General features: G+C 60.2%; 14 protein-coding genes and 1 pseudogene. 11 read left to right on the top strand and 4 right to left on the bottom strand.

Going from position 1 to position 23,147, the window contains the following annotated elements; genetic code table 11:
- A pseudogene (locus BM132_RS14105) lies at nt 1-4,155 on the top strand (LapA family giant adhesin); the annotation flags it as partial.
- 196 nt (nt 4,156-4,351) lie between these two features.
- On the top strand, nt 4,352-4,690 hold the full coding sequence (locus BM132_RS14100) for a hypothetical protein (RefSeq protein WP_047230543.1): 339 nt from the start codon (nt 4,352-4,354) through the stop codon (nt 4,688-4,690).
- A gap of 285 nt (nt 4,691-4,975) precedes the next feature.
- Here the strand turns inward: BM132_RS14100 and BM132_RS14090 are convergent, their stop codons facing one another.
- From BM132_RS14090 to BM132_RS14080, 3 genes are all read right to left on the bottom strand, one after another.
- The gene (locus BM132_RS14090; protein ID WP_092456020.1) at nt 4,976-5,341 is read right to left on the bottom strand and encodes a DUF6124 family protein; all 366 of its coding nucleotides are present in this window, start codon (nt 5,339-5,341) and stop codon (nt 4,976-4,978) included.
- A gap of 444 nt (nt 5,342-5,785) precedes the next feature.
- A complete protein-coding gene (locus BM132_RS14085) occupies nt 5,786-6,547 on the bottom strand; it encodes a slipin family protein (protein ID WP_092456017.1) in 762 nt (253 codons plus the stop codon).
- A 1-nt stretch (nt 6,548) separates the two neighbouring features.
- Nucleotides 6,549-7,073, bottom strand: a complete 525-nt coding sequence (locus tag BM132_RS14080) for an NfeD family protein (protein ID WP_092456014.1) — start codon at nt 7,071-7,073, stop codon at nt 6,549-6,551.
- 145 nt (nt 7,074-7,218) lie between these two features.
- Between BM132_RS14080 and BM132_RS14075 the strand changes: the two genes are divergently transcribed.
- The 6 genes from BM132_RS14075 to BM132_RS14050 all read left to right on the top strand — a co-directional run bounded on the left by BM132_RS14075 (nt 7,219) and on the right by BM132_RS14050 (nt 16,155).
- A complete protein-coding gene (locus BM132_RS14075; RefSeq protein ID WP_092401954.1) occupies nt 7,219-7,464 on the top strand; it encodes a DUF2789 domain-containing protein in 246 nt (81 codons plus the stop codon).
- 199 nt (nt 7,465-7,663) lie between these two features.
- Nucleotides 7,664-8,245, top strand: coding sequence for an alpha/beta hydrolase (locus BM132_RS14070; RefSeq protein ID WP_092456011.1), 582 nt, complete (start codon nt 7,664-7,666; stop codon nt 8,243-8,245).
- A gap of 57 nt (nt 8,246-8,302) precedes the next feature.
- Entirely contained in the window at nt 8,303-9,229 is a 927-nt protein-coding gene (locus BM132_RS14065) for a sigma 54-interacting transcriptional regulator (protein ID WP_092456008.1), read from the top strand.
- Nucleotides 9,230-9,487: 258 nt separating this feature from the next.
- Nucleotides 9,488-10,429, top strand: a complete 942-nt coding sequence (locus BM132_RS14060) for a hypothetical protein (protein WP_092456005.1) — start codon at nt 9,488-9,490, stop codon at nt 10,427-10,429.
- Nucleotides 10,430-10,652: 223 nt separating this feature from the next.
- On the top strand, nt 10,653-15,194 hold the full coding sequence (locus BM132_RS14055) for an RHS repeat domain-containing protein (protein ID WP_256244260.1): 4,542 nt from the start codon (nt 10,653-10,655) through the stop codon (nt 15,192-15,194).
- 178 nt (nt 15,195-15,372) lie between these two features.
- Entirely contained in the window at nt 15,373-16,155 is a 783-nt protein-coding gene (locus tag BM132_RS14050; RefSeq protein ID WP_092401966.1) for a MetQ/NlpA family ABC transporter substrate-binding protein, read from the top strand.
- A gap of 326 nt (nt 16,156-16,481) precedes the next feature.
- Here the strand turns inward: BM132_RS14050 and BM132_RS14045 are convergent, their stop codons facing one another.
- Nucleotides 16,482-17,642 (bottom strand): AAA family ATPase, encoded by a 1,161-nt coding sequence (locus BM132_RS14045; RefSeq protein WP_092455999.1) that lies wholly within the window; start codon nt 17,640-17,642, stop codon nt 16,482-16,484.
- Nucleotides 17,643-17,897: 255 nt separating this feature from the next.
- Here BM132_RS14045 and BM132_RS14040 point away from each other — a divergent pair, with 255 nt between their 5' ends.
- The 3 genes from BM132_RS14040 to BM132_RS14030 are packed head-to-tail and all read left to right on the top strand — an operon-like array spanning nt 17,898 to nt 23,106.
- Nucleotides 17,898-19,001 (top strand): efflux RND transporter periplasmic adaptor subunit, encoded by a 1,104-nt coding sequence (locus tag BM132_RS14040; RefSeq protein ID WP_092455996.1) that lies wholly within the window; start codon nt 17,898-17,900, stop codon nt 18,999-19,001.
- The gene (locus BM132_RS14035; protein ID WP_092401975.1) at nt 18,998-20,062 is read left to right on the top strand and encodes an efflux RND transporter periplasmic adaptor subunit; all 1,065 of its coding nucleotides are present in this window, start codon (nt 18,998-19,000) and stop codon (nt 20,060-20,062) included. The genes BM132_RS14040 and BM132_RS14035 overlap by 4 nt, the downstream gene beginning before the upstream one ends.
- Complete coding sequence (locus BM132_RS14030) at nt 20,059-23,106, top strand: efflux RND transporter permease subunit (RefSeq protein ID WP_092455993.1); 3,048 nt, start codon at nt 20,059-20,061, stop codon at nt 23,104-23,106. The genes BM132_RS14035 and BM132_RS14030 overlap by 4 nt, the downstream gene beginning before the upstream one ends.
- The last annotated feature ends 41 nt before the right edge of the window (nt 23,107-23,147 follow it).

Genomic DNA, 23,147 nt, shown 5'->3' with positions numbered 1-23,147 from the left:
AACTTCGTTACCCAGAACGACGCCCTCGCCGGCGGCGATAACCTGAGCGTGAAAATCGACGACGCCCAAGGCGGTAACTACGAAAAACTCGACATCGATGCCACTCCGGCGGACACCACTGTCACTGACGTGCAGGACACGACTGGCCTGAGCCTGAGCGCTACCGACTCGGTTGCCGAAGGCGGTCAGATCACCTACACCGCAACCCTGACCAATGCCGCCGGCTCGCCAGTGACCGTCACCCTGAGCAACGGCGCCGTAATCAACATCGCTGCCGGGCAAACCACCGGCACAGTGACTGTCGACGCACCGACCGATGACGTCTACAAAGACGCCGGCAAAGTCGAAGTCAGCATCGACAATGCCACCGGTGGCAACTTCGAGAACCTCGTCCCGAGCACCACGCCAGCAGTGACCGATGTCACCGACACCGTCGATAACACCATCGTCAGCATCACCGGCAGCACCTCGGTCACCGAAGGCCAGGCCGCCACGTACACCGTGAGCCTGACGAACCCGGCGCAAACCGAAGTGACGCTCAAGATCGTCTACAGCGGCACTGCCGCCGACGGTACGGACTTCACCGGCGTCTACACCGTGAAGATTCCGGCCAATGCCACCAGCGCCACTTTCAACGTGGCGACGCTGGACGACAAGATCACCGAAGGTACCGAAAACTTCGTGGTCAAGATCGACTCGGCCACCGGCGGCAACTTCGAAAACCTGGCCGTCAGCGGCACCAACGGCAGCGTCAGCACCTCGATCATCGACAACGATGCACCGCCGGTACTGGACCTGGATGCCAACAACTCCAGCGGCAAGACTGGAGCCGATTACCAGGTGACCTTCACCGAAGGCACCACCGGCCCGGGCGTGTCCATCGGCGACACCGACCTGAAAATCACCGACCCGGACAGCACAATGTTGACCGGCGCCACCATCGTGCTGACCAACCGTCAGCCCGGTGACGCGCTGAACCTGGGTAACAGCGTCAACGGCATCAGCATCAACGCCAACAGCACCAACGGCACGGTCACCCTGACCCTGTCGGGCAATGCGACGCTGGCCGACTACATGCAGCAAATCAAGAACATCAGCTTCACCAACAGCAGCGACGACCCAAGCACCGTGCCGCGCATCATCACCGTGACGGTGACCGACGGTACGAGCTACTCCAACACCGCCACCACCACCGTGAACGTGGTCGGGGTCAACGATGCGCCGGTCGCAACTGGCGGCGCGGTAACCGGTACCGAAGACACCTCGCTGATTCTTGGCTGGTCGACCTTTGGTGTCAGCGATGTGGACAGCTCCGCATCCAGCCTTGGGATAAAAATCACCGGACTGCCTGCTGACGGCAAGTTGCAGTATCTGGACGGTGCGACTTGGAAGGACGTGGCCAACAACCAGACCTTCACCAAGACCGACATCGACGCCGGCAAGCTGCGCTTCACACCGGATACCAATGAATCCGGTGCCAACGGCAACGCGAACGGCGTGGGCGACCAGAAATCCGATTACGCACAGATCAAGTTCCAGCCCACCGACGGCCAGGCACTGGGCACCACCGGCACCGTGAAGATCGACATCACGCCGGTCGCCGATGCACCGACCCTCAACGTGGCCGGCAACGCGGTGACCTCCACTGGCCTGGTCAAGGAAGTCTGGACCGGTCTGTCGGGACTGGGCACCGATGGCAGCGGCGCACCGTCTGGCACGCTCAAGTCGGTGATCGATGCGGCGGGGACACCCAACAGCAGCACCACCGTGAACAATGTGCAGTCCGACAGCAACGTGAACCCGGGCACCGCGTCGAAAACCTCGGGCCTGATTTTCCTCGAAGCTGGCAAGACCTACACCTTCAGCGGCACCGGCGATGACAGCCTGTTGGTGACCATCGGTGGCAAGGATGTCGCGGGCATCACCTGGGGAGCGGGCGGCCAGCTCAATGGCTCGTTCACCCCGACCACCAGCGGCTACTACACCCTGGACATCTACCACCACAACCAGACCGGCCCGGGCAGCTATGACGTGAACCTGTCGGTCAACGGCAGCACGCCAACCGACCTGAGCAGTGCCGGCGTGCCGCTGTACACCGGCGTGGCTGATCTGGTGAATGCGGGCGTAACCGTTTCCGATCTGCACGGCACCAATGGCGAAGGCTACTACGACGGCTTCAAGCTCAACGAAGGCGCCGAAGGCGGCAGTGTGAACCTGTCGAAGATCACCACGGCGCTCACCGATACCGACGGTTCCGAAAGCCTGAGCGTGAAAATCGGCGGGATCCCGGAAGGCAGCGTGCTGAGCGACGGTGCCGGCCACACCGCCACCGTGGGCAGCAATGGCGAAGCCTCGGTCACCGGCTGGAACCTGGGCAGCCTGACCCTGACGCCACCGACCTACTACAACGGCCAGTTCAACCTGACCGTAACCTCGACGTCCACCGAGGCCCTCGGCGGGTCGGCAACCACCACGGCGCAGATTCCGGTCAAGATTTACCCGGCGGTCTACAACTCCGCCACGGCCACCTCCGGCAGTGACAACGTCACCGGCACCGACGGCAACGACATTGTGGTCGCCGACATCGGCGGGCTGACCGTCGTGCCAGGCGTCAACTACAACATCGCCTTCATGGTCGACAGCTCCGGCAGCATGAGCGCATCGTCCGTCACAGCCGCCAAGGACTCGTTGACGTCAGTGTTCAACACCCTCAAGCAGAGCATGGGCGGCAACTCCGGGACGGTGAACATTTTCCTGGCAGACTTCGACAGCCAGGTGAATAAAACCGTATCGGTCAACCTCAATGATCCGAACGCACTCGTACTGCTCAAAAGCGTGCTGGATTCGATGGTGTCCGGCGGCGGTACCAACTACGAGGATGTGTTCAAGACCACGGCCAACTGGTTCAAGAGCAGCGAAGCCCTGAGCAACACCGGCGCGACGAACCTGACGTACTTCATCACCGACGGCCAGCCGACCTACTACCAGTCCGGCGAGCAAACGAACCCGACCTTGTATGGCGACGTGAAGCTCGACAGCCTGATCACGACAGCCAACTACAAGCTGGGCCAGACGTTCAGCGCCGACCTGGACAGCACGCATCGCATCCAGGTAAACGCGTCCGGCGATGTCACGCTGCTGACCTGGAAAAAATCCTGGGGCGGTTATTGGAACAGTGAAGAGTTGGGCACCCTGCGCGCCCAGGGCGACGGCACGTATGAACTGTCGTATCGCGACGGCACGGGCAGCAGCACCAGCTCGACCACCACCAGCAACTCCCTGAGCGCTTTCGCCCTGTTGAGCTCGGTGTCGGGCGTGGAAGCCATCGGCCTGAACAAAGGCGTGACGCTGGACGACCTGAAGGACTACGACTCCGACAAAACGCCGCAGACCAACATTGATCCCAAGAACCTGGCCGACTCCATCATCGGGCACACCGAAGCGACCCTGCCGGGCGCTGACACAGTCAATGGGGCGGACGGCAACGACATCCTGTTCGGCGACCTGGTGAGCTTCAATGGCATCGCCGGCGAAGGCTACCAGTCCATTCAGGCCTTCGTAGCCCAGCAGAACGGTGTGGAAGTCAGCAAAGTCACCACCAGCAACGTGCACCAATACATCACCGAGCACTACAGCGCGTTCGATGTGTCCGGTGCCAATGATGGTAATGACACACTGCTGGGCGGTGCCGGCAATGACATCATCTTCGGCCAGGGCGGCAACGACCTGCTCGACGGTGGCAAGGGCAATGACATCCTGCTCGGCGGCAAAGGCAACGACACGCTGATCGGCGGCAAAGGTAATGACACCCTGATCGGCGGCTTGGGTGGCGACACCTTTGTCTGGAAGTCTGGCGACACTGGCAACGACGTCATCAAGGACTTCAAGGCCGGCGAAGGTGACCGGATCGACCTGCGGGATCTGTTGCAGGGCGAAACCGGCAGCACCATCGACAACTTCCTGAAGATCAGCACGGTCGATGGCGTGTCGTCCCTGCAGGTCAGCACCTCCGGCAAGTTCAACGCGGGCGATGCCGCAGCGGCCACCCCGGACGTGACGATCAAGCTCGAAGGCAACAACTGGTCGAACATGAACCTGAACTCGTTGATCGCCGGCAGTGACCCGACCATCAAGGTCGATCACAACAACAGCTGAACCTGACACAAAACCGTGACGAGGGAGCTTGCTCCCGCTGGTTGCGCAGCAGCCCCTAAACAGGGGCTGCTTCGCGCGGGTGCGCCAGCCCGGCCCAGCGGGAGCAAGCTCCCTCGCCACGGGAATTGTGTTCATACTCCCCGCAGTTGGCCTATGCTGCCCAGCATGACGCCGCTTCATACATGAGGGATGCCCGATGTTTTATGTGCAACGCGATGCACAAGGCCTGCTGGTGCGCGTGGAAGCCACCGCTTATGCGGAGGCCACCGAAACCCTGCCGGCCGACAGCCACGAGATCCAGGACTGGTTCGCCAATCAAGCGGTAGAAAACAGCCTCAAGCAGCTCAAGCAGAGCGACCTGGAAATGATCCGGGTACTGGACGACTTGATCCAGGTGCTGACCAGCAAAGGCGTCATCCGCGTCACCGACCTGCCGCCCGCGGCCCAAGCCAAGCTGATGGACCGCAACCAGGCCCGGGAAGCCTTGGGCGGGTTGAGCCGGTTGATCGATGATGATGAGAAAGGGTTGATCTAAGCCTGGTTCATCGGTGCCGGGCTGCCCTCATCGCGAGCAGGCTCGCTCCCACAGGGGGATGGGGTAAGTCGCAGATATTGCCGTCACGCAGTTCTTATGTGGGAGCGGGCTTGCTCGCGAAAGCGGTGGGTCAGTTTGCGATGATGTTGGATGTGCCGACGCCTTCGCGAGCAAGCCCGCTCCCACAATTGGATTTGTGTCAGGGCGCAATTTTCCATTCGCCAACAGATCTCTTGTGGGAGCGAGCCTGCTCGCGATGGCCCTCTTCAACTCGCCACAGGCCTGTCAGCCCGACGCTTGAACCTCAAGCCGATCCATCGCCCGCTCCACCAACAAATGCACCCCGTCGGCCATGCGGCTGATGGCCAGGGCTACGCAGCGGCGTGAGTCATCGACATCGTCGGCCAGGTCGGCGGCGATGGTGCTGATGGACAGCAGGTCTTCGGAGGCGTTGGCCAGCAGGGTTTCGGTGTCGATGTGGGGGGAGACGATGAAGAGTTGGTTTTTGTCAGGTTCGGACGGTGGGGAGGGTTGGGGTTTGAGGTAGTAATCGAGGGCACGGGTGGCGGCGTCTTCGAGCTTTTTGTCTTCTAGCGCTTCGGCGCGGGATTTGTGGCCGCTTTGTGGCGGATTAGGTGATGGCTTGAACATAGTTGTACTCCGAAATTTTCAGGAGCCAACACCGCTTCGCTTGCACAGTCGAGAGAGGTGGCAGCTATGCATAGGTGTGCAAGACCGGTCGGAGTACCCGGCAGATCCGAAGATCTCCCATACACAGCTGCCATAACGATTCGCGAGCATAAAAAAATGCCCGATGAATAGCCATCGACAATTGTGTCCTCCGCCGGACTTGCACGTCCGTGTCACCGTTTTTGCGATGACGGGCTAAGGTTAGCGGCGCTCGAAATCGCTGCCTAGTTCATGAACAACGCTGCGTATTGAAGGAAATGTCCGAGGGTTTGGCGGGGGAAAAGATCAAAAGATCGTCCGAACGCGGCCCGAGCCTTCGGCAGCTCCTACAGAAGTGGGTGTAGGAGCTGCCGTAGGCTGCGATCTTTTGATCTTTATCGTGAAATTCCACGCCCCGCGCATGGATCAAGCCTTGTTAGGCGATAACTCCGCCATCCCCTTGAGCAATTCAATGGGTAGCGGAAAAACGATGGTGGAGGTCTTGTCCCCGGCAATGGAACCCAGCGTCTGCATGTAGCGCAGTTGCATGGCGCCAGGCTGGCGACCGAGCATTTCGGCGGCTTGCATGAGTTTTTCCGAGGCTTGCAACTCGCCTTCAGCGTGGATCACCTTGGCCCGCCGCTCCCGCTCGGCTTCGGCTTGCCGGGCGATGGCGCGGATCATCGATTCATTGAGGTCCACGTGCTTGATCTCCACGTTTGCCACCTTGATACCCCAGGCGTCGGTCTGGGCGTCCAGCACTTGCTGGATGTCGCTGTTCAATTGCTCGCGCTCGGCCAGTAATTGGTCCAGGTCATGTTTGCCGAGGACGGCGCGCAATGTGGTCTGGGCCAGTTGGCTGGTCGCCATGAGGAAGTTTTCGACCTGGATGATCGCCTTCTGTGGATCGAGAACGCGAAAGTACAACACCGCGTTGACCTTCACCGAGACGTTGTCGCGGGTGATCACGTCCTGCGACGGTACATCAAGGACAATCGTGCGCAAGTCGACGCGGATCATCTGCTGCACCACAGGAATCAGCAGGATCAGCCCCGGCCCCTTGACCTGCCAGAACCGGCCGAGCTGGAAAACCACCCCGCGTTCGTATTCGCGCAGGATCCGGAATGTTGAAGCCGCCAGCGCTATCAACAGCAACAACAGCATCGTAAAACCGATTTGCATACCCATCTCAGGCTCCTTGTGAATCAGCGGCGGCCACTTCCAGTAGCAAACCCTTGCGTGCAATGACCCGCACGGCCTGGCCAGGCCGCAGCGGCATTGCGCTTGTCACCTGCCAGCGTTCGCCCTCCAGCTGGACCCAGCCCTGATGATTGCTACCAGCCTGCAATGCGGTTACCGCCGTGACGCTGCCCAGTATCGTGGCATCGCCGCTGACGGGTTGGCGCGGTCGGGTTTTCAATGCGCGGACCAACAGGACCGCGAGCAGCAAAGCACTGACCAGGCTTAAGCCGATCATTAGCGGAACAGGCACATCGGCGTCGGTCAGGATGATTGCGCCGATGACACACAAGATAATGCCGCCCAGCCCGACAACACCGTAATTGGGCAAGACCGCTTCGGCGATCAGCAAGGCCACGCCGAAGGCAATCAGCCAAAAACCCAACGGATTGGCGGCCAGCAGCGCGAAACCATCGGCTGCGAACGCCGGCCCGCTGATGGCCAGCAATGCGGCCACCAAGCAGCGAATGTTCACTGGACCTCCACAACGCATTCGTCGAGACGTTACCCAGAGTCTAGTCGAGTCAACGGTTGACTGAATTTTGATCAGTCCGACGGTCACCAAGAGGCTAGACTGCGGGGAATAACCCAGCCATCCGACCTATGCTCAGGAGTCCCGCATGGAATCCCCGATCCACAGCCTGCCCGCGCTGTTCAAACAATTGGGCCTGTCTGATGACCCCATTGATATCGACAAATTCATCACGACCCATTCACCCCTCAAGCCTGAACTGCACTTGGCTGACGCGTTTTTCTGGAGCACAAGCCAGCAGCAGTTACTGCGTGAAGAAATCCTCGAGGACGCGGACTGGGCGGAAGTGGTGGACCAGTTGAATGTGTTGCTGCGCAAGGGGCGCGACGAGTGAGTGTGGGAGCGGGCTTGCTCGCGAATGCGTCGTATCAGCCAGCATCACCGACAACTGGCCCAGCGCTTTCGCGAGCAAGCCCGCTCCCACAGAGGAAGATTGTTATTCTTTATTGGTATTAATACATATCTTCTTATTCCTTAATTAATATGGCTCGCCTCCCTATACTCGTCTGCAACAGACACGCAGGAGAGCCACCATGCGCAACGAATCGATTCGCTACCTGATGGTGCCGGGCTGGCAAGGATCGCCGCAAAACCACTGGCAAACCCATTGGCAGAACAGCCTGCCCAATAGCGCCCGGGTGGAACAGGCTGACTGGTTGACCCCCCGCCGTGAAGACTGGGTTGCGGCGCTGGCCCAAGCCATTGCCGCCGACAACAGGCCGGTGATCCTCATTGCCCATAGCCTGGGTTGCATCACGGTGGCTCATTGGGCGGCCACCGCGCCTCTGCAACTGCTGCGACGGGTGCGCGGGGCATTGCTGGTGGCGCCCGCGGATGTCGAGCGCCCGACCTGCGCGCCGGCGCTGCGCAATTTCGCGCCGATTCCCCGCGAGCTGTTGCCGTTCCCAAGCCAAGTGGTCAGTTCCGATAACGACGAGGCGGTGAGTGCGTCGCGGGCTCTGGAGCTGGCGCATCACTGGGGAGCCGAGGCCGGGATCCTGGCCGGGGCCGGGCATATCAATGTGAGGTCCGGTCACCAACGTTGGGAGCAGGGCTTCGCCTATCTCTATCGTCTGCAAAACCGCATGGAGCACCACGCCCTGCGTCACGCCTGAATCACCCTTTGTCAGTGCCCTCGCGTCTTGCCGGCGGTGCAGGGCGGGAGTCCTGTCATGAGTTCACATGAACATTTTGGTCAGTCGTTGCTGACCTTTCCCGATGCGGAAAAAAGCCCCTTGAGCATCCGCGCCAAGGCGCTGGTGTTTGTTGATCCACGTTCGCGGCAGTTGCGCCAGGAACTGGAAGCATTGGCACCGCGCTCGGTCTCGGTGCTGATTCGCGGTGAAACCGGCACCGGCAAGGAACTGCTGGCCCGCCACATCCATCGCGAGAGCAATCGCGGTGGCTTGTTTGTGTCGGTCAATTGCGGCGCCATCAGCCCGACCTATGCCGATGCCGAATTGTTCGGTTATGCCGCCGGCAGCCACAGTGGTTCAGCCAGCAGCCGGGCCGGGTGGTTCGGCTCGGCCAATGGCGGCACGCTGTATCTGGATGAGATTGGCGACCTGCCGCTGGCGATCCAGATTAAATTGCTGGCCGCCCTGGAGAACCACGAAGTCATCCGCGTCGGCGCCCACCAGCCCAGCCCCGTGGACGTGCGATTGGTGGCGGCCACCAGCATCGATCTGGCGCAGGCGGTGGCCGCCGGGAAATTTCATGATCGGTTGTATCACTACCTGGGTGAGGGCCGGCTCGAGTTGCCGCCCTTGCGCGAAAGGGTGGGCGATATCCTGTCCCTGGCCGAATACTTCCTAGGCATCTACAGCCAGCGCCTTGGCCTGGCCGTGCCGCTGATCAGCGAAGCGGCACAGCGTGCACTTGAACAGCACAGTTGGCCTGGCAATACCCGAGAGTTGGAGAACATCATTCATTTTGCGTTGCTGGTGAGCACCAGCGATCAAATATTGCCGGAACATCTCAATTTACCGGTGGATCAACCGGCACCCGCAACGGTGATTGAACGAATGGTTCTTGAGTTGATCAGGCAAGGTGACCGGCAACAACTTGAGCGATTAAAGACATGGATCGCTGGGGGCTGATTCCTGCGTTAATAATGTTACTGAATCATTTAAAAGCGGATGATCGTTACATTGTCGGTATTGTTATCGCGCGAATCCCGTAATTAAGCGATATTTGGTTGTGCGCCCAGTTATAAGTTGTCATTCAAATAATTTGTCTGGGTTTTGATCTTGATTAGTGGCGCCGTGGTGATGGTTAATTAAATGGCGCAAGCAATGTGGTGGCCGAATTGAAAGTCTGCCACTCATCAATCAAGTAACGGACTAAGGATTTGGAAAATGGAACTTAATAATAATGAACCTGGCGTGGCGACATGGTCTGATCTGAAGAGCTTTAAAATTTTTTCAGTCTCGGGCGGCAATCAGTTATACCGCAACGGTTATCAGCAATTGAAGGTTAAAGTGGTTGTCGAGGCCGAAGACTGGCTCTGGGGCAGTGTCGCCATAAGCCAGTCCGAGCTGGACTCTATTGTTCTGGTTGATGCATTGACCGGATTGGCATTGACCAAAGACCGGTACCGCGGCCCCACCAATGACTGGAGGTACACCGAGGAGGCCAACCGTTTTCGTCAGCTTCCTCCTAATGGGCCCATCAAAGGCTCGGTGCCGCCGGGTGAATTTGTTTACACCAAAGATTTTTATGTCACTACCAGCTCCGATACACCGATAGATTTACAGGTGTGCATTACGCGAGCCGATGGCAAAAAGTTTCTATCTTCCAAGGCCAGCGAGTTAGGCTCTCTGGTATTGGTTCCACTGGCGCCCGCTGTCTACCGAAGTGAGCAGTACTCTGTTCGCGCCATCCCCGCCTACTATTCCAGCCAATCGCCTGATATCGCGAAAGTCGAGGCTTTTGTCCTGGAGTTGATCATTGACCAGCAGCGGATCGATTTTGTGACGGACTTCTATATGGGGTCGCATCTTCAGATAGGAAGCTCGGACAACCGATACTCGGGTTATTACGTGGTGGGCTATGGCGCTGGCCGCGCAATACGAACGTCAGCGTATTTGAGTTGGGAGCGGCCGGATGCGGTAGGAAAGAATTTAAGCGAAAAGGGCGCGGTTGCATTCGTTCTGGCATTCGGGAAAAAGGGTGGGCCGGTGTGGGTCCGAGATCATAGAAACAGCGCTGCACTGGAAATGCGTGATGTATTTGGAAATCTCCATCAGCTGCGCGTCGGGATAACTGAAGCGACGTTGGCGGTCTGGGTCGCCCGGTAAATAAAAAACCATTTTCAAGGAAGAATAGATGAGTCGCTCATTTTCATTCAAAGAGCAGTTAACTTCGGCTGCCTTTAAGTTTGATAGTTTCATCCTTTCGGGTGTTGATCCTCGTACCGGCAGTTATAGTTGCAGCGTGGCGCTGGATGCAGCGCCCACTGACGCAGCCGACGGGCCGAAGGTACCGCTTACCCTTTCATATGATTCTTTCAATAATCAAAACATGGGTTTAGGCACCGGCTGGTCCCTGCGCACCTGCAGCTATGAGCAAAGCCGACGCAAGCTGACGCTGTCGAATGGCGTGACCTATCAGCTTCTGGTCAGCGAAGGTCAGGCCACTTTCAGGGATAAAAAGCTCGATAACCTGAACGTTACGGTGCAAGGCGATGAACTTGTCATTGAGCACATCGATGGGCGGACCGAAATACTCTCGCGCCCCTCTGCAACGGCTGACGAGTGGCTGCTGACGCATGCGTATTGCCCCAATGGCAAGCAAACGCGTTATGCCTACAGGCTCATCTCCGGACAGCGACGGCTGACGGAGGTTTATCACCAACACCACCGCCTGTTGAGTATCGACTACGCCCAGAACGGAGGAAGGCCACCGACCATTACCTTGTGGCCGGATAGGCCTTCAAAGAGACTCCAATACCGGTTCGCGCTCAACAATGAACTACTCCAGCGCATCATTCTGGTCACGGCCGAAAATAATGAGTTGATGTGGTCTTTTGATTATCGGCGCATCAATGATTTTCTGCTGATGACCGACGTCAGCCAGCCAAGCGGAGCCCGGCAGACACTCCGGTACCAGGCCGAGGGTCATAGGCTCCCCGCCGGGGCACCGGTGCCTTACCTGCCTGTTGTGTCTCAATCCATCATGGCGCCTGGCGGGGGCCAACCAGCGATCATTACCCGGTATGAATATTCCGTCAGCAACTTTCTAGGGCATGGTGCGGGGGTACGCTGGTCTGCCGAGCGTGATGTGCTGTATGACGTCAGTGGCAACTACCAATACTCCTGCACTCAGGTTCAAATGGTCGCGGGTACAAACGGTCCGCGTGAGTCTTCCCGAGTCATACGCACCTACAATCGCTTCCACTCGATGATTTCCCAGAGGACGATCAGTGGCAGCAAGATGCAGTTGCGGGAAATCGAATACTACGATGTGCCCAATCGGGCTTTCAGGGATCAGCCTCCGCAGTTCCAGATGCAGCGTGTCGTGCGCGACAGCTTCTTCGATACTCGCGCAACTCGCGTAAAAAGTCGGGTCGAGACCACCCATACCTCTTATGACGAACATGGCAATCTGCTGGAAAAAACCAGCCCGGGTGGTGTACGGGAAGTCTATGAGTATTTTCCGGCTCAAGGGAGCGCGGATTGCCCCGCCAGCCCCATAGGCGTGCCTTGTTTTCTGAAGCAGAAGTCGATTATCGCCTCGGCCGAGTTCGCCACCGCGCCGACCACCGTGGTTCGCTACACCTACAGCGAATTGCCTTCGCTGCTCGCGGGCCAGCGCTGTGTCCGGCTCGCCAGCGAGACACTCTGCGAGGAGGGGGTCGCCGAGCCCCGTGTGACGTGTCGATTGAAGTACGTGAACAACGTCAAGGACGCCTTTCATGGACGGCTGCAAAGCAAGGTCGAAACCGTGGGGGGCGTGCGCCGTAATCATCATTATGCGTACCGGCGTGAAGACGATAACGTTCGCACCGACCAGACCTTCCGCGCCGAAGGGCTGAGCCACTTGAGGCAGGAGTGGCATGACGTGTGCGGGTGGCTGGTCAAGACCGGCGAGTGCGGGGGCAATACCGTCAGCCTGGAATACGACTCATTGGGGCAACTGACCCGTGAAACGGTGATGCCTGACACGGGCCGCTCAGCGTCGCGTCAGTTCACCTATCAGGTGAGTGACGCCTCCAATGATGGTTTGGTCAGCGTCACCGTCAAGGATGCTCGCGGCGCCCTGACCGTGACCCGCAGCGATGGACTGGGTCGTACCGTGAAGGTCGAGAAGCAGGACGTCGACATGCCCGGCGCGCCCCTGCGGGTGATCTACGAAGCCCGATATGACGGCCTCGGACGCCTGCAGTCGGATGAACAGACCGACTGGTTCGACGGCGAGCCGAAAACCCTGGAAACCCACTATGAATATGACGAGTGGGGGCATCAGAACCGCACCATTCGCCGCGGGCATGAGGTTGCTCATGACGAAATCGATCCTGTGGCGCGCACGCGTACCGAGTGGAAGGAGGGCGGCGGCAAGACTCGGACATTCATCAACGCCCTGGAGAAACCATCGCGGGTCGAGCGCGTGGACCGTTCCGACGTTGTGCGAGAGGTAACCCTTTACGAATACGATGGCCTGGGACGGTGCATCCAGCAAACAGCCGCCGACGGTGCGGTGACCTGCTACACCTACGATCTGGCCGGCCGTGTGCTGAATACCACATTGCCCGACGCTACCTTGGTCGAGAAGAAATACGCCGCCCAGAGCCAGGGAGACTATCCCACTCAGATCAGTGTCAATGGCTATGTAGTGGGAACTCGTACCTACGACGGGCTGATGCGCATTACCACTAACCAGGCGGGTGGTCGTACCGAGCGGATGGTGTACGAGGGTTCCAGCAGGAACGCTGCGCAAAAGAGCACCGCTGCTGGAAAAACCTTGCAGTTCACCCTTGATCCGTTGCTCAAGGATGGCGTCATCAGCCGCTCCGGCAGCCAGGCGTCCGTCGCTGCCAGCCATCGATTCGACCCTCACACAGGTTTGCTCCAAGAGTCGGCCAACGCGCTGGTGCAACAGCGCATGGAGTACGGCCCTTCCGGCCGTCTCAGCCGGGAGTCGTGGGTGACGGCGCTCGACCGCTTCGACAGTGGGCAAACCTATTCGCTGATGGGCAAGCCGATTGGCTACACGGACGTCAGTGGCACGGTTCGCACCTGCGTTTATGATCAGACGGGACGCCTGACGGGCATCACCCAAGGTCCTGCCGCCATCCCCGCTCAGGAGCGCATCACGGCCACGTACTCGTACGATGCCCAGGAGCAGGTCAAGCGCATCACCGTCAGCGATCCTCGATCGGGCCTTTCGTTGGTCACCGATCTGGACTACGACGACTTTGGTCGCGAAATCCTTCGGCGTTCCTCCCAGGGAAATGACGTCGTCGAGGTGGCCCAGTCGTTCGGCCCGGGCGACAGGCTCAGCCAGCGTACGCTCAAGGCCAACGGGGTCTTGCGTGACGAGACGTTTGCCTATGACCTGCGGGGGCGGTTGACGCGTTACGCCTGTCAAGGCCAGCAGGCGCCAGTGGACGCCCAGGGTAAAGTTATCCTCTCGCAGGACTTTACCTATGACGGTCTGGATAACATCTGCCAGGTCGTCACGCATTTCGCAGGCGGCGAGAACACGGCAACGTATCGATATGACCTGGCGGATAAAACGCAACTGAGCGGCGTCAGCCACAGTCATCCCGACTATGCATCCGCCCAGTCGACTTTCCGCTACGACGACGACGGCAATCTGCTCAACGATGCCTATGGACGTCAGTTGATCTACGACGAACTGGGGCGCCTGGAGAGTGTGGCTTCGGCTGACGCCAGGTCGATATTGGCGCGTTATCGGTACGATGCCTCTGACCGGCTTCATGCCGTTGAACGGGCAGGGCAGAAGCCGTGTCGGCGCTTCTACCGCGCCGAGCAGTTGAGCAGCGAAGTCACCGGGGAGGACAGTCGCAGCCTCCTGCACGAAGAGCGGCAGTTGCTGGCGTTGTCCCACGGCCAGGAGACGGTGCTATTCAGAACCGACGGCTGCGGTAACGTCTTGCAGGCACTGTCCGGCGGCGACAGCCCGCAGCATGCCTATTCGCCTTATGGGCAACGCGCGGCGGCAGACGGATTGGGCAGTCTGTTCGGTCTCGGCGGCGAGCCGCAGGATCCAGTGACCGGCTGCTATCTGCTGGGCAACGGCTATCGGGCCTACGATCCGGTACTGATGCGATTTCACCGGCCAGACAGCTGGAGCCCTTTCGATGGCGGTGGTCTCAATCCCTATGCCTATTGTCTCGGCGACCCGATCAACCTGAGCGATCCCACCGGCCATATCTCGACCTGGGGCTGGATCAAGATTGGCATTACCGCTGCTTTCGCCATCGCATCCGTTGCGTTCACCCTGGCGACTCTGGGCGCCTCCGCACCCTTGGTCGGCATCTCGTTTTCGGCCGCAACGGCGTTGACGCTGGAGGTGGTGTCGGGTGCGGCGTCGATCGCGTCGATCGTGCTGGAAGAGGCGGCTCCGGACGCTGTCGCCACCCAGGTGCTGAGCTACGCCAGCCTGGCCTTGGGCGCCGTGTCCGGCGGGGCCTCCCTGACAGGAAAACTGCTGGGCAGAGGGACATCAGTCGCCCTGCGCAATACGGTCGAGTCGCTCGGTGACGCCGTGACGCTGGGCCGCAGCAACGCCTTGCGCGGGACACGCATCGGTGGCTACGCCAAGGCTGCGAGCCCTTTGGTCCGAGGCGGCGGACGACGCAACCTCATTGCTGTGCAAAATGATCTGCGAGATGTGCTGACTGCCAAGGATGTGGTCAGCTATGCCCACTACCCGATCAAGGGCGCCATCTACACCGTCGATAGGGACAAGTACATTGAAAAGGCCCAAGCGTTTCTGGGACTGACGGGGGAAAGCTCCAGTAGCCCTCAACGGGGCGAGGCACCTGAGGATATCTACGGTGATATCCGGGAGCGAAGCTCGGATATCCGATTCGCATGAAGGGTGTCCTCAAGGTTTCTCACATATAAATAATCGTTATATGTGGCTCGTAAAAAAATATTGTTGAGGTATAAAAAATATCGGTATCTTCCGTACCACGCCAGCGATAGCACTTCGCTGGCACTTCCATTTTTTGACCGTGGTCCATGACGACGGTGATCTTCGATAAGGACACTGCATGAAAAAGGTTCTGTTATTCACCGCTTTGGCAGCAGCCCTGACCACGGGGCTGGCCCAGGCGGCGGAGAAACTGGTCGTGGCGGCCACCCCGGTGCCCCACGCTGAAATCCTTGAGCTGATCAAGCCGGCCCTGGCCAAAGAAGGCGTGGACCTGCAGATCAAGGTGTTTACCGACTACGTTCAACCCAACGTACAGGTGGATCAGAAGCGTCTGGACGCCAACTATTTCCAGACCCTGCCGTACCTCAAGAGCTTCAACGAAGGCAAAGGCACTGATCTGGTGACCGTGATCGGCGTGCATGTGGAACCGTTCGGTGGTTACTCGAAGAAAGTCAAAAGCCTGGCCGAACTCAAGGACGGCGCGACCATCGCCATTCCCAACGAAGGCAGCAACAGTGGTCGTGCCCTGATCCTGTTGCAGAAGGCTGGCCTGATCGAGCTCAAGGACCCGAAAAACGCCCTGGCGACCCCCAAGGACATCGCCAAGAACCCACACAACTTCAAGTTCAAGGAGCTGGAGTCGGCCATGCTGCCGCGTGTGCTGGATCAGGTCGACCTGGACATGATCAACACCAACTACGCCTTGGAAGCGGGTCTTAACCCGGCCAAGGATGCGCTGGTCATCGAAGGTTCAGATTCGCCGTATGTGAACTTCCTGGTGGCCCGCCCGGACAACAAGGACAGCCCGGCCATGCAGAAACTGGCCAAGGCCCTGACCAGCCCGGAAGTGAAGGCATTCATCGAGAAGAAATACAGCGGCGCGGTACTGCCGGCGTTCTGATCGACAGCAAGGATTTGAAGTTTCAACGCCGACGGCTTTGCCAGCGTCGGCGTTTTTTTGTGCCGACGCTCAGAACCCGCCGTCATCGACGCAGCTATGCAGGCGGTTTTTTCAATGCGCGGCGCAGGGCCACGAGCAGTTTGACGATGTCGCGTGGGTCGAGGTGTTGCGGGGCTTTCACGTCAGCCATGGTGATCTTCCTTGTGATGGGGCCAGACAGTCTGGCCATAAGCTGCGGTTCCTTGGAGAGGTCCGTCGAGAAATAGACCTGTCCTACAGCCAGTGGAAAAATAGCCTTCTTACTTGACCCCTGCAAATACCGTCGATCAATCCGGCCAGCTCCATGCCGGCGCATCCAGTATTCCCTGGCCAACGATTCCGGTCTGGCCCAGATCTTTCTCCAGCACGATGCAATTGCAATCGCCGTCTTGCTGCAAGGCGGTGATCAAACGTCGGGCGTGGGAAACCACCCAGACCTGGCAATTCTCTGAAGCCCGGATGATCAACCGCGCCAGGGCCGGCAACAGGTCCGGGTGCAGGCTGGTTTCCGGTTCGTTGAGCACCATCAGCGAAGGAGGGCGTGGAGTGAGCAGTGCGGCTATCAGCAGCAAATAGCGCAGGGTCCCGTCTGACAGTTCGGCGGCCGACAGCGGGCGCAACAAGCCATGCTGGTGAAACTCGATGCCAAAACGCCCGCCTTGCAGTTTCTCGATATGCAGCCGGGCACCGGGGAATGCGTCGCTGATGGACGAATGCAAGGCTTGATCGTCGCCGATTTCCAGAATGGTTTGCAGGGCCGCGGCCAGGTCACGTCCGTCGTGGTGCAGCACCGGCGTGCGGGTGCCCAGTTGCGGCTGGCGCGCCGGGGCGTCGGCGTCGCTGCGAAAGTGATCGTAGAAGCGCCAGCGACGAATGAACTCGCGCATCTGCAGCACCTCCGGCGAGGTGCGCAGGCTGCCGACCTGATCGAACAAACTGTCAAAGGTGGGGGTGTGCTGAGCCAGGACGTCCCATGCGCGGCCATCCCAGGCACGGATCATGGGCCCGTTGCGATCCACCAGCAGGCTGGCGGGACGAAACACCGGGCCGGCCCAGATGCATTCGCGCTTGATTTCAGGGTCCAGCGAAAACGCGGACAAACTCGGTTCCGGCAGGCCGAGGGAAATCGAATAGCTGAAATCTTCCCCGGCAAAACCCAGGCGCAGACGTTTCGTGCTGAGCCGCACCGTAGCTCCGATGGGCACCTCGCCGTTGCGCATGCGCCGGCTGATCACTTCCGGGCCGGCCCAGAAGGTCGAGTCCAGCCCGCCTTCACGGGCCAGCGCGTTGACCACGCCACCCTGGGCCGTCTCCGCCAACAGGCGCAGGGCGCGATACAGATTGGATTTACCACTGCCGTTGGGGCCGGTGATCAGGTTCAGCCGGCCCAGGGGGATCACCAGTTTGTTGATCGAGCGGTAATTGGCCACCGCCAGTGTCTTGAGCATGGGCAAATTTTTCCTGCTGCCTGGAGGTGTAGGAGCTGTCGAGCGGAGCGAGGCTGCGATCTTTTGACCTTCGGCTTGAAACTCAAGCGGTATCAAGGACAGATCGCAGCCTCGCTTCGCTCCTCAGCGCCTACAGGGAAAGCGTCAGTCTGCCTGATTGGCGCATCCATTGTGATCCTGTGCATCCGTTGAACCCTGTTCTAAGCTCACAGTCGTATCGTCACTGGTACGTCCGTACAACGCAAAGGAGTCTGCATGGCTGGTCCTCGAAGCAAAGTTTTGGTTGGCCTTGGCTTGTGTGCGTTGCTGGCCGGATGTGGTGATGAAACGCCCGAGGAAAAGGCCCTGCCGCGGGTTTTCGTGCAGGCAGCCGTGCCCACTGAATACGCGGCGTCGGTGACCCTCACCGGTGACGTCCAGGCCCGGGTGCAGACCGATCTGTCGTTCCGCGTGGCCGGCAAGATCGTCGAGCGCAAGGTGGATGTCGGTGACCGGGTTTCGGCGCGACAGGTGCTCGCCCGGCTCGACCCCCAGGATCTGCAGACGCGTGTCGACTCCGCCCAGGCTCAGGTGGCCGCCGAACAGGCGCGGGTCAAGCAGAGTGCGGCGGCGTTCGTGCGCCAGCAAAAACTCTTGCCCAAGGGTTATACCAGCCAGAGCGAATATGACACCGCCCAGGCGCAACTGCGCAGCAGTCAGAGTGCGCTGACCGCTGCCCAAGCCCAGTTGGCCAACGCCCGCGAACAACTGAGCTATACCGCGCTGGTCGCCGAGGCCCCGGGCATCATCACGGCACGGCAGGCGGAGGTCGGCCAGGTGGTACAGGCCACGGAACCGATCTTCAGCCTGGCCCAGGACGGGGAGCGCGACGCCGTGTTCAATATCTACGAGTCACTGTTGCGTGAACCACCCTCGGACCCCGCCATCGTCATTAGCCTGCTGGACAACCCGGCCATCAAGACCACCGGTACGGTGCGCGAGATCACCCCGGCGGTTTCCGCCGAAACCGGCACCGTACAGGTCAAGGTGACCCTCGACGATCTACCCGAAGGCATGCGCCTTGGGTCGGTGGTCAGTGCCACCGCCAAGTCTGCCGGCAAGACCGCCGTGGAACTGCCCTGGTCGGCGCTGACCAAGAACCTTCACGATCCGGCGGTGTGGCTGGTGGACGATGCCGGCAAGGCGCAGTTGCACAATGTCACCGTCGGCCGGTATCTCACCGGTAAGGTCATCATCAGCGACGGGCTCAAGGGTGGCGAGAAAGTGGTCATCGCGGGTGGGCAATTGCTGCATCCCGGCGTGCGCGTAGAGATCGCCGAAAATACCCATGAGAAGTCCCCGACGGGAGTCCAGCCATGAAGCGTTTATGGATGGTCTCGTCCGCCTTGCTACTGGCAGCGTGCTCGAAGGAAGAGCCGCCACCTGAGCCGGTGCGCCCGGTGTTGTCCATCGAGGTTCGCGCGCTCGACCAGCAAGCCCTTGGGCGCTTCGCGGGCAGTATCCAGGCCCGTTACGAGACCAATGTGGGGTTCCGCGTGCCGGGACGGATCGCCAGCCGCAACGTCGATGTCGGCGCCGAAGTGAAGAAGGGCGATTTGCTCGCTACCCTTGACCCGACCGATCAACAGAACCAGTTGCGCGCCGCCCAAGGCGACCTGGCGCGGATCGAGGCGCAGTACATCAATGCCCAGGCTAATGCCCGTCGCCAGCAGCAGTTGTTCGACCGTGGTGTCGGTGCCCAGGCGCAATTGGACATCGCCCAGACTGATCTGAAAACCACCGCCGCTTCCCTGGAACAGGCCCGTGCCTCGGTGGAGCAGGCGCGCGACCAGCTCAACTACAGCCAGTTGCACACCGACCACGATGCAGTCGTCACGGCCTGGAATGCCGAGGCCGGGCAGGTGGTCACGGCCGGCCAGCAAGTGGTGACCCTGGCTCGCCCGGACATCAAGGAGGCGGTGATCGACCTGCCGGCCGGCCTGGCGGAGCGTCTGCCCGCCGATGTTGTGTTCGAGGTTGCCGGGGAACTGGACCCGAGCATCCGCACGACCGCCACCGTGCGCGAGATCGAACCCCAGGCCCAAAGTGCGACTCGCACGCGCCGCGCACGCCTGACCCTGGGCGACACACCGCCAGGCTTTCGCCTGGGCACGGCCATCAGCGTGACCCTGAGCTCAACCATCGAGCCGCGCATCGAGCTGCCACGCAGTGCGTTGCAAGAGGTCGATGGCATCACGCGGATCTGGCTTGTCGATCCGCAGAGTCAGACCGTTTCCCCCCGTGAGGTGAGGATTCTCAGCCGCTCCACCGACTCGGTGCTGGTGGCCAATGGCATCAAGCCCGGCGACCGTGTGGTCAGCGCCGGTGTGAACAGCCTCCAGCCGGGGCAGAAAGTGAAACTCGACGAGGACGCACGATGAAAGGGCCTTTCAACTTATCCGAATGGGCCCTGCGGCATCAGTCGTTTGTCTGGTACTTAATGTTCGTCGCCCTGTTGATGGGGGTGTTTTCGTACATGAACCTGGGGCGCGAAGAAGACCCCTCGTTCACCATCAAGACCATGGTCATCCAGACCCGTTGGCCCGGCGCGACCCAGGAGGAAACCCTCAAGCAGGTCACCGACCGCATCGAGAAAAAACTCGAAGAGCTCGACTCCCTCGACTACGTCAAGAGCTACACCCGGCCAGGGGAGTCGACGGTGTTCGTGTACCTGCGCGATACCACCGGCGCCGAGGAAATCCCCGAAATCTGGTACCAGGTTCGCAAGAAAATCGACGACATCCGTGGTGACTTCCCCCAAGGCCTGCAGGGCCCGGGATTCAACGATGAATTCGGCGATGTGTACGGGTCAGTCTATGCCTTCACCGGCGACGGACTTTCGATGCGTCAGTTGCGCGATTATGTGGAACAAGTGCGCGCCGAGATCCGTGAGGTGCCCGGCCTGGGCAAGGTCGAGATGGTGGGTGAGCAGGATGAAGTCCTGTACCTGAATTTTTCGACCCGCAAGCTCGCCGCGCTGGGCATCGATCAGCGCCAGGTGGTGCAAAGCCTGCAATCGCAGAACGCCGTGACCCCTGCCGGGGTGATCGACGCCGGGCCAGAGCGGATTTCCGTACGCACCTCCGGGCAGTTCCAGTCGGAAAAGGACCTGGCCAACGTCAATCTGCGGCTCAATGATCGTTTTTATCGACTGGCCGACATCGCTGACATCCGTCGCGGTTATGTCGACCCCGCGACCCCGATGTTTCGCTTCAATGGCACGCCGGCCATCGGCCTGGCTATTGCGATGAAGAAGGGCGGCAACATCCAGGAATTCGGCAAGGCACTGCACGCGCGCATGAGCGAACTGACCGCCGATCTGCCAGTGGGCGTCGACGTGCATACCGTGTCGGACCAGGCGGAAGTGGTGGAGGAAGCGGTCGGCGGTTTCACCAGCGCGTTGTTCGAGGCGGTGATTATCGTGTTGGTGGTCAGCTTTATCAGCCTTGGCTTACGAGCCGGGCTGGTGGTGGCCTGCTCGATTCCGCTGGTATTGGCGATGGTCTTTGTGTTCATGGAATACAGCGGCATTACCATGCAGCGGATTTCCCTCGGTGCGCTGATCATCGCCCTCGGCCTGCTGGTGGACGACGCGATGATCACCGTGGAAATGATGGTCACGCGCCTGGAGAAAGGTGAAACCAAGGAGCAGGCCGCGACCTTCGCCTACACCTCAACAGCGTTCCCGATGCTCACCGGGACCCTGGTGACCGTGGCCGGGTTCGTGCCGATCGGCCTGAACGCCAGCTCCGCCGGCGAGTACACCTTTACCCTGTTTGCGGTGATTGCCGTGGCAATGCTGGTGTCTTGGATCGTCGCGGTGCTGTTCGCGCCGGTGATCGGCGTGCATATCCTCAGTACCAATGTGAAGCCCCACAGCGCCGAGCCGGGGCGGATCGGTCGAGCGTTCAATGGCGGCTTGCTGTGGGCGATGCGCAATCGCTGGTGGGCCATCGGCATCACCGCGCTGCTGTTTGTGTTGGCGGTGTTTTGCATGCGTTTTGTGCAGAACCAGTTCTTCCCGTCTTCGGACCGCCCGGAAATCCTGGTGGACCTGAACCTGTCGCAGAACGCTTCGATGGACGAGACCCGCAAGGCGGTCGATCGCCTGGAGGCGACGCTCAAGGGCGACCCGGACATCGAGCGCTGGAGCACCTACATCGGTGAGGGTGCGATTCGTTTCTACCTGCCGCTGGACCAGCAGTTGCAGAATCCGTACTACGCGCAGCTGGTGATCGTCAGCAAGGGCCTGGAGTCGCGCACGGCCCTCACCGAACGCCTGCAAAAGCGTCTGCGCGAGGACTTCGTCGGCATTGGCAGCTATGTGCAAGCCCTGGAAATGGGCCCGCCGGTGGGGCGGCCGATCCAGTACCGGGTCAGCGGCAAGGACATCGATCAGGTGCGCAAGCACGCCATTGAGCTTGCCAGCGAACTGGACAAGAACACCCACATCGGCGAAATCATTTACGACTGGAACGAGCCGGGCAAGGTGCTGCGCATCGACATTGCCCAAGACCGGGCGCGGCAATTGGGCTTGTCTTCGGAAGACGTGGCCAGGTTGATGAACAGCATCGTCAGCGGTTCGCCGGTGACCCAGGTCAATGACGATATTTACCTGATCAACGTGGTCGGGCGTGCCGAAGACGCCGAGCGCGGCTCGCCGGAAACCTTGCAGAATTTGCAGATCGTCACGCCGAGCGGCACCTCCATTCCGCTGCTGGCGTTTGCCACGGTGCGCTATGAACTGGAACAACCCCTGGTGTGGCGTCGCGACCGCAAGCCCACCATTACTATCAAGGCCGCTGTGCGCGATGAAATCCAGCCCACCGATCTGGTGAAGCAACTGCAACCGGCCATCGATAAATTCGCTGCCGGCCTGCCGGCGGGCTACAAGGTCGCCACCGGGGGCACGGTGGAAGAAAGCAGCAAAGCCCAAGGACCGATCGCCAGCGTCGTGCCGCTGATGCTGTTTTTGATGGCGACCTTCCTGATGATCCAGCTCCACAGCGTGCAGAAGATGTTCCTGGTGGCCAGCGTCGCGCCCCTCGGGTTGATCGGTGTGGTGCTGGCGCTGGTGCCGACGGGCACGCCCATGGGCTTTGTGGCGATTCTCGGGATCCTCGCGCTGATCGGCATCATCATCCGCAACTCGGTGATCCTGGTGACCCAGATCGATGAATATGAACGTGACGGGTACGAGCCTTGGGATGCGGTGGTGCAAGCCACCGAACACCGGCGTCGGCCGATCCTGCTCACCGCGGCGGCCGCGAGTCTGGGGATGATCCCGATTGCTCGGGAAGTGTTCTGGGGGCCGATGGCTTACGCGATGATTGGCGGGATCATTATCGCCACCCTGCTGACGTTGTTGTTCCTACCGGCGCTGTATGTGGCCTGGTACAAGATTCGCGAGCCGCAAAAATCATGAGGCTGCTCCCGTAGGAGCTGACGAGCAACGCGAGGCTGCGA

Source organism: Pseudomonas sp. NFACC45, assembly GCF_900113505.1.
In the GTDB taxonomy this organism is placed as follows: domain Bacteria; phylum Pseudomonadota; class Gammaproteobacteria; order Pseudomonadales; family Pseudomonadaceae; genus Aquipseudomonas; species Aquipseudomonas tehranensis.
The sequence above is the reverse complement of the archived record's forward strand: the minus strand, read 5'-3'. Positions and strand labels throughout refer to the sequence as shown.

Coding starts and splice junctions, on each gene's coding strand:
- BM132_RS14090 (WP_092456020.1), bottom strand. CDS start 5,341: ATGTTCAAGCCATCACCTAATCCGCCACAAAGCGGCCACAAATCCCGC.
- BM132_RS14055 (WP_256244260.1), top strand. CDS start 10,653: ATGGGTTTAGGCACCGGCTGGTCCCTGCGCACCTGCAGCTATGAGCAA.
- BM132_RS14030 (WP_092455993.1), top strand. CDS start 20,059: ATGAAAGGGCCTTTCAACTTATCCGAATGGGCCCTGCGGCATCAGTCG.
- BM132_RS14050 (WP_092401966.1), top strand. CDS start 15,373: ATGAAAAAGGTTCTGTTATTCACCGCTTTGGCAGCAGCCCTGACCACG.
- BM132_RS14060 (WP_092456005.1), top strand. CDS start 9,488: ATGGAACTTAATAATAATGAACCTGGCGTGGCGACATGGTCTGATCTG.
- BM132_RS14035 (WP_092401975.1), top strand. CDS start 18,998: ATGAAGCGTTTATGGATGGTCTCGTCCGCCTTGCTACTGGCAGCGTGC.
- BM132_RS14070 (WP_092456011.1), top strand. CDS start 7,664: ATGCGCAACGAATCGATTCGCTACCTGATGGTGCCGGGCTGGCAAGGA.
- BM132_RS14075 (WP_092401954.1), top strand. CDS start 7,219: ATGGAATCCCCGATCCACAGCCTGCCCGCGCTGTTCAAACAATTGGGC.
- BM132_RS14085 (WP_092456017.1), bottom strand. CDS start 6,547: ATGGGTATGCAAATCGGTTTTACGATGCTGTTGTTGCTGTTGATAGCG.
- BM132_RS14100 (WP_047230543.1), top strand. CDS start 4,352: ATGTTTTATGTGCAACGCGATGCACAAGGCCTGCTGGTGCGCGTGGAA.
- BM132_RS14065 (WP_092456008.1), top strand. CDS start 8,303: ATGAGTTCACATGAACATTTTGGTCAGTCGTTGCTGACCTTTCCCGAT.
- BM132_RS14045 (WP_092455999.1), bottom strand. CDS start 17,642: ATGCTCAAGACACTGGCGGTGGCCAATTACCGCTCGATCAACAAACTG.
- BM132_RS14040 (WP_092455996.1), top strand. CDS start 17,898: ATGGCTGGTCCTCGAAGCAAAGTTTTGGTTGGCCTTGGCTTGTGTGCG.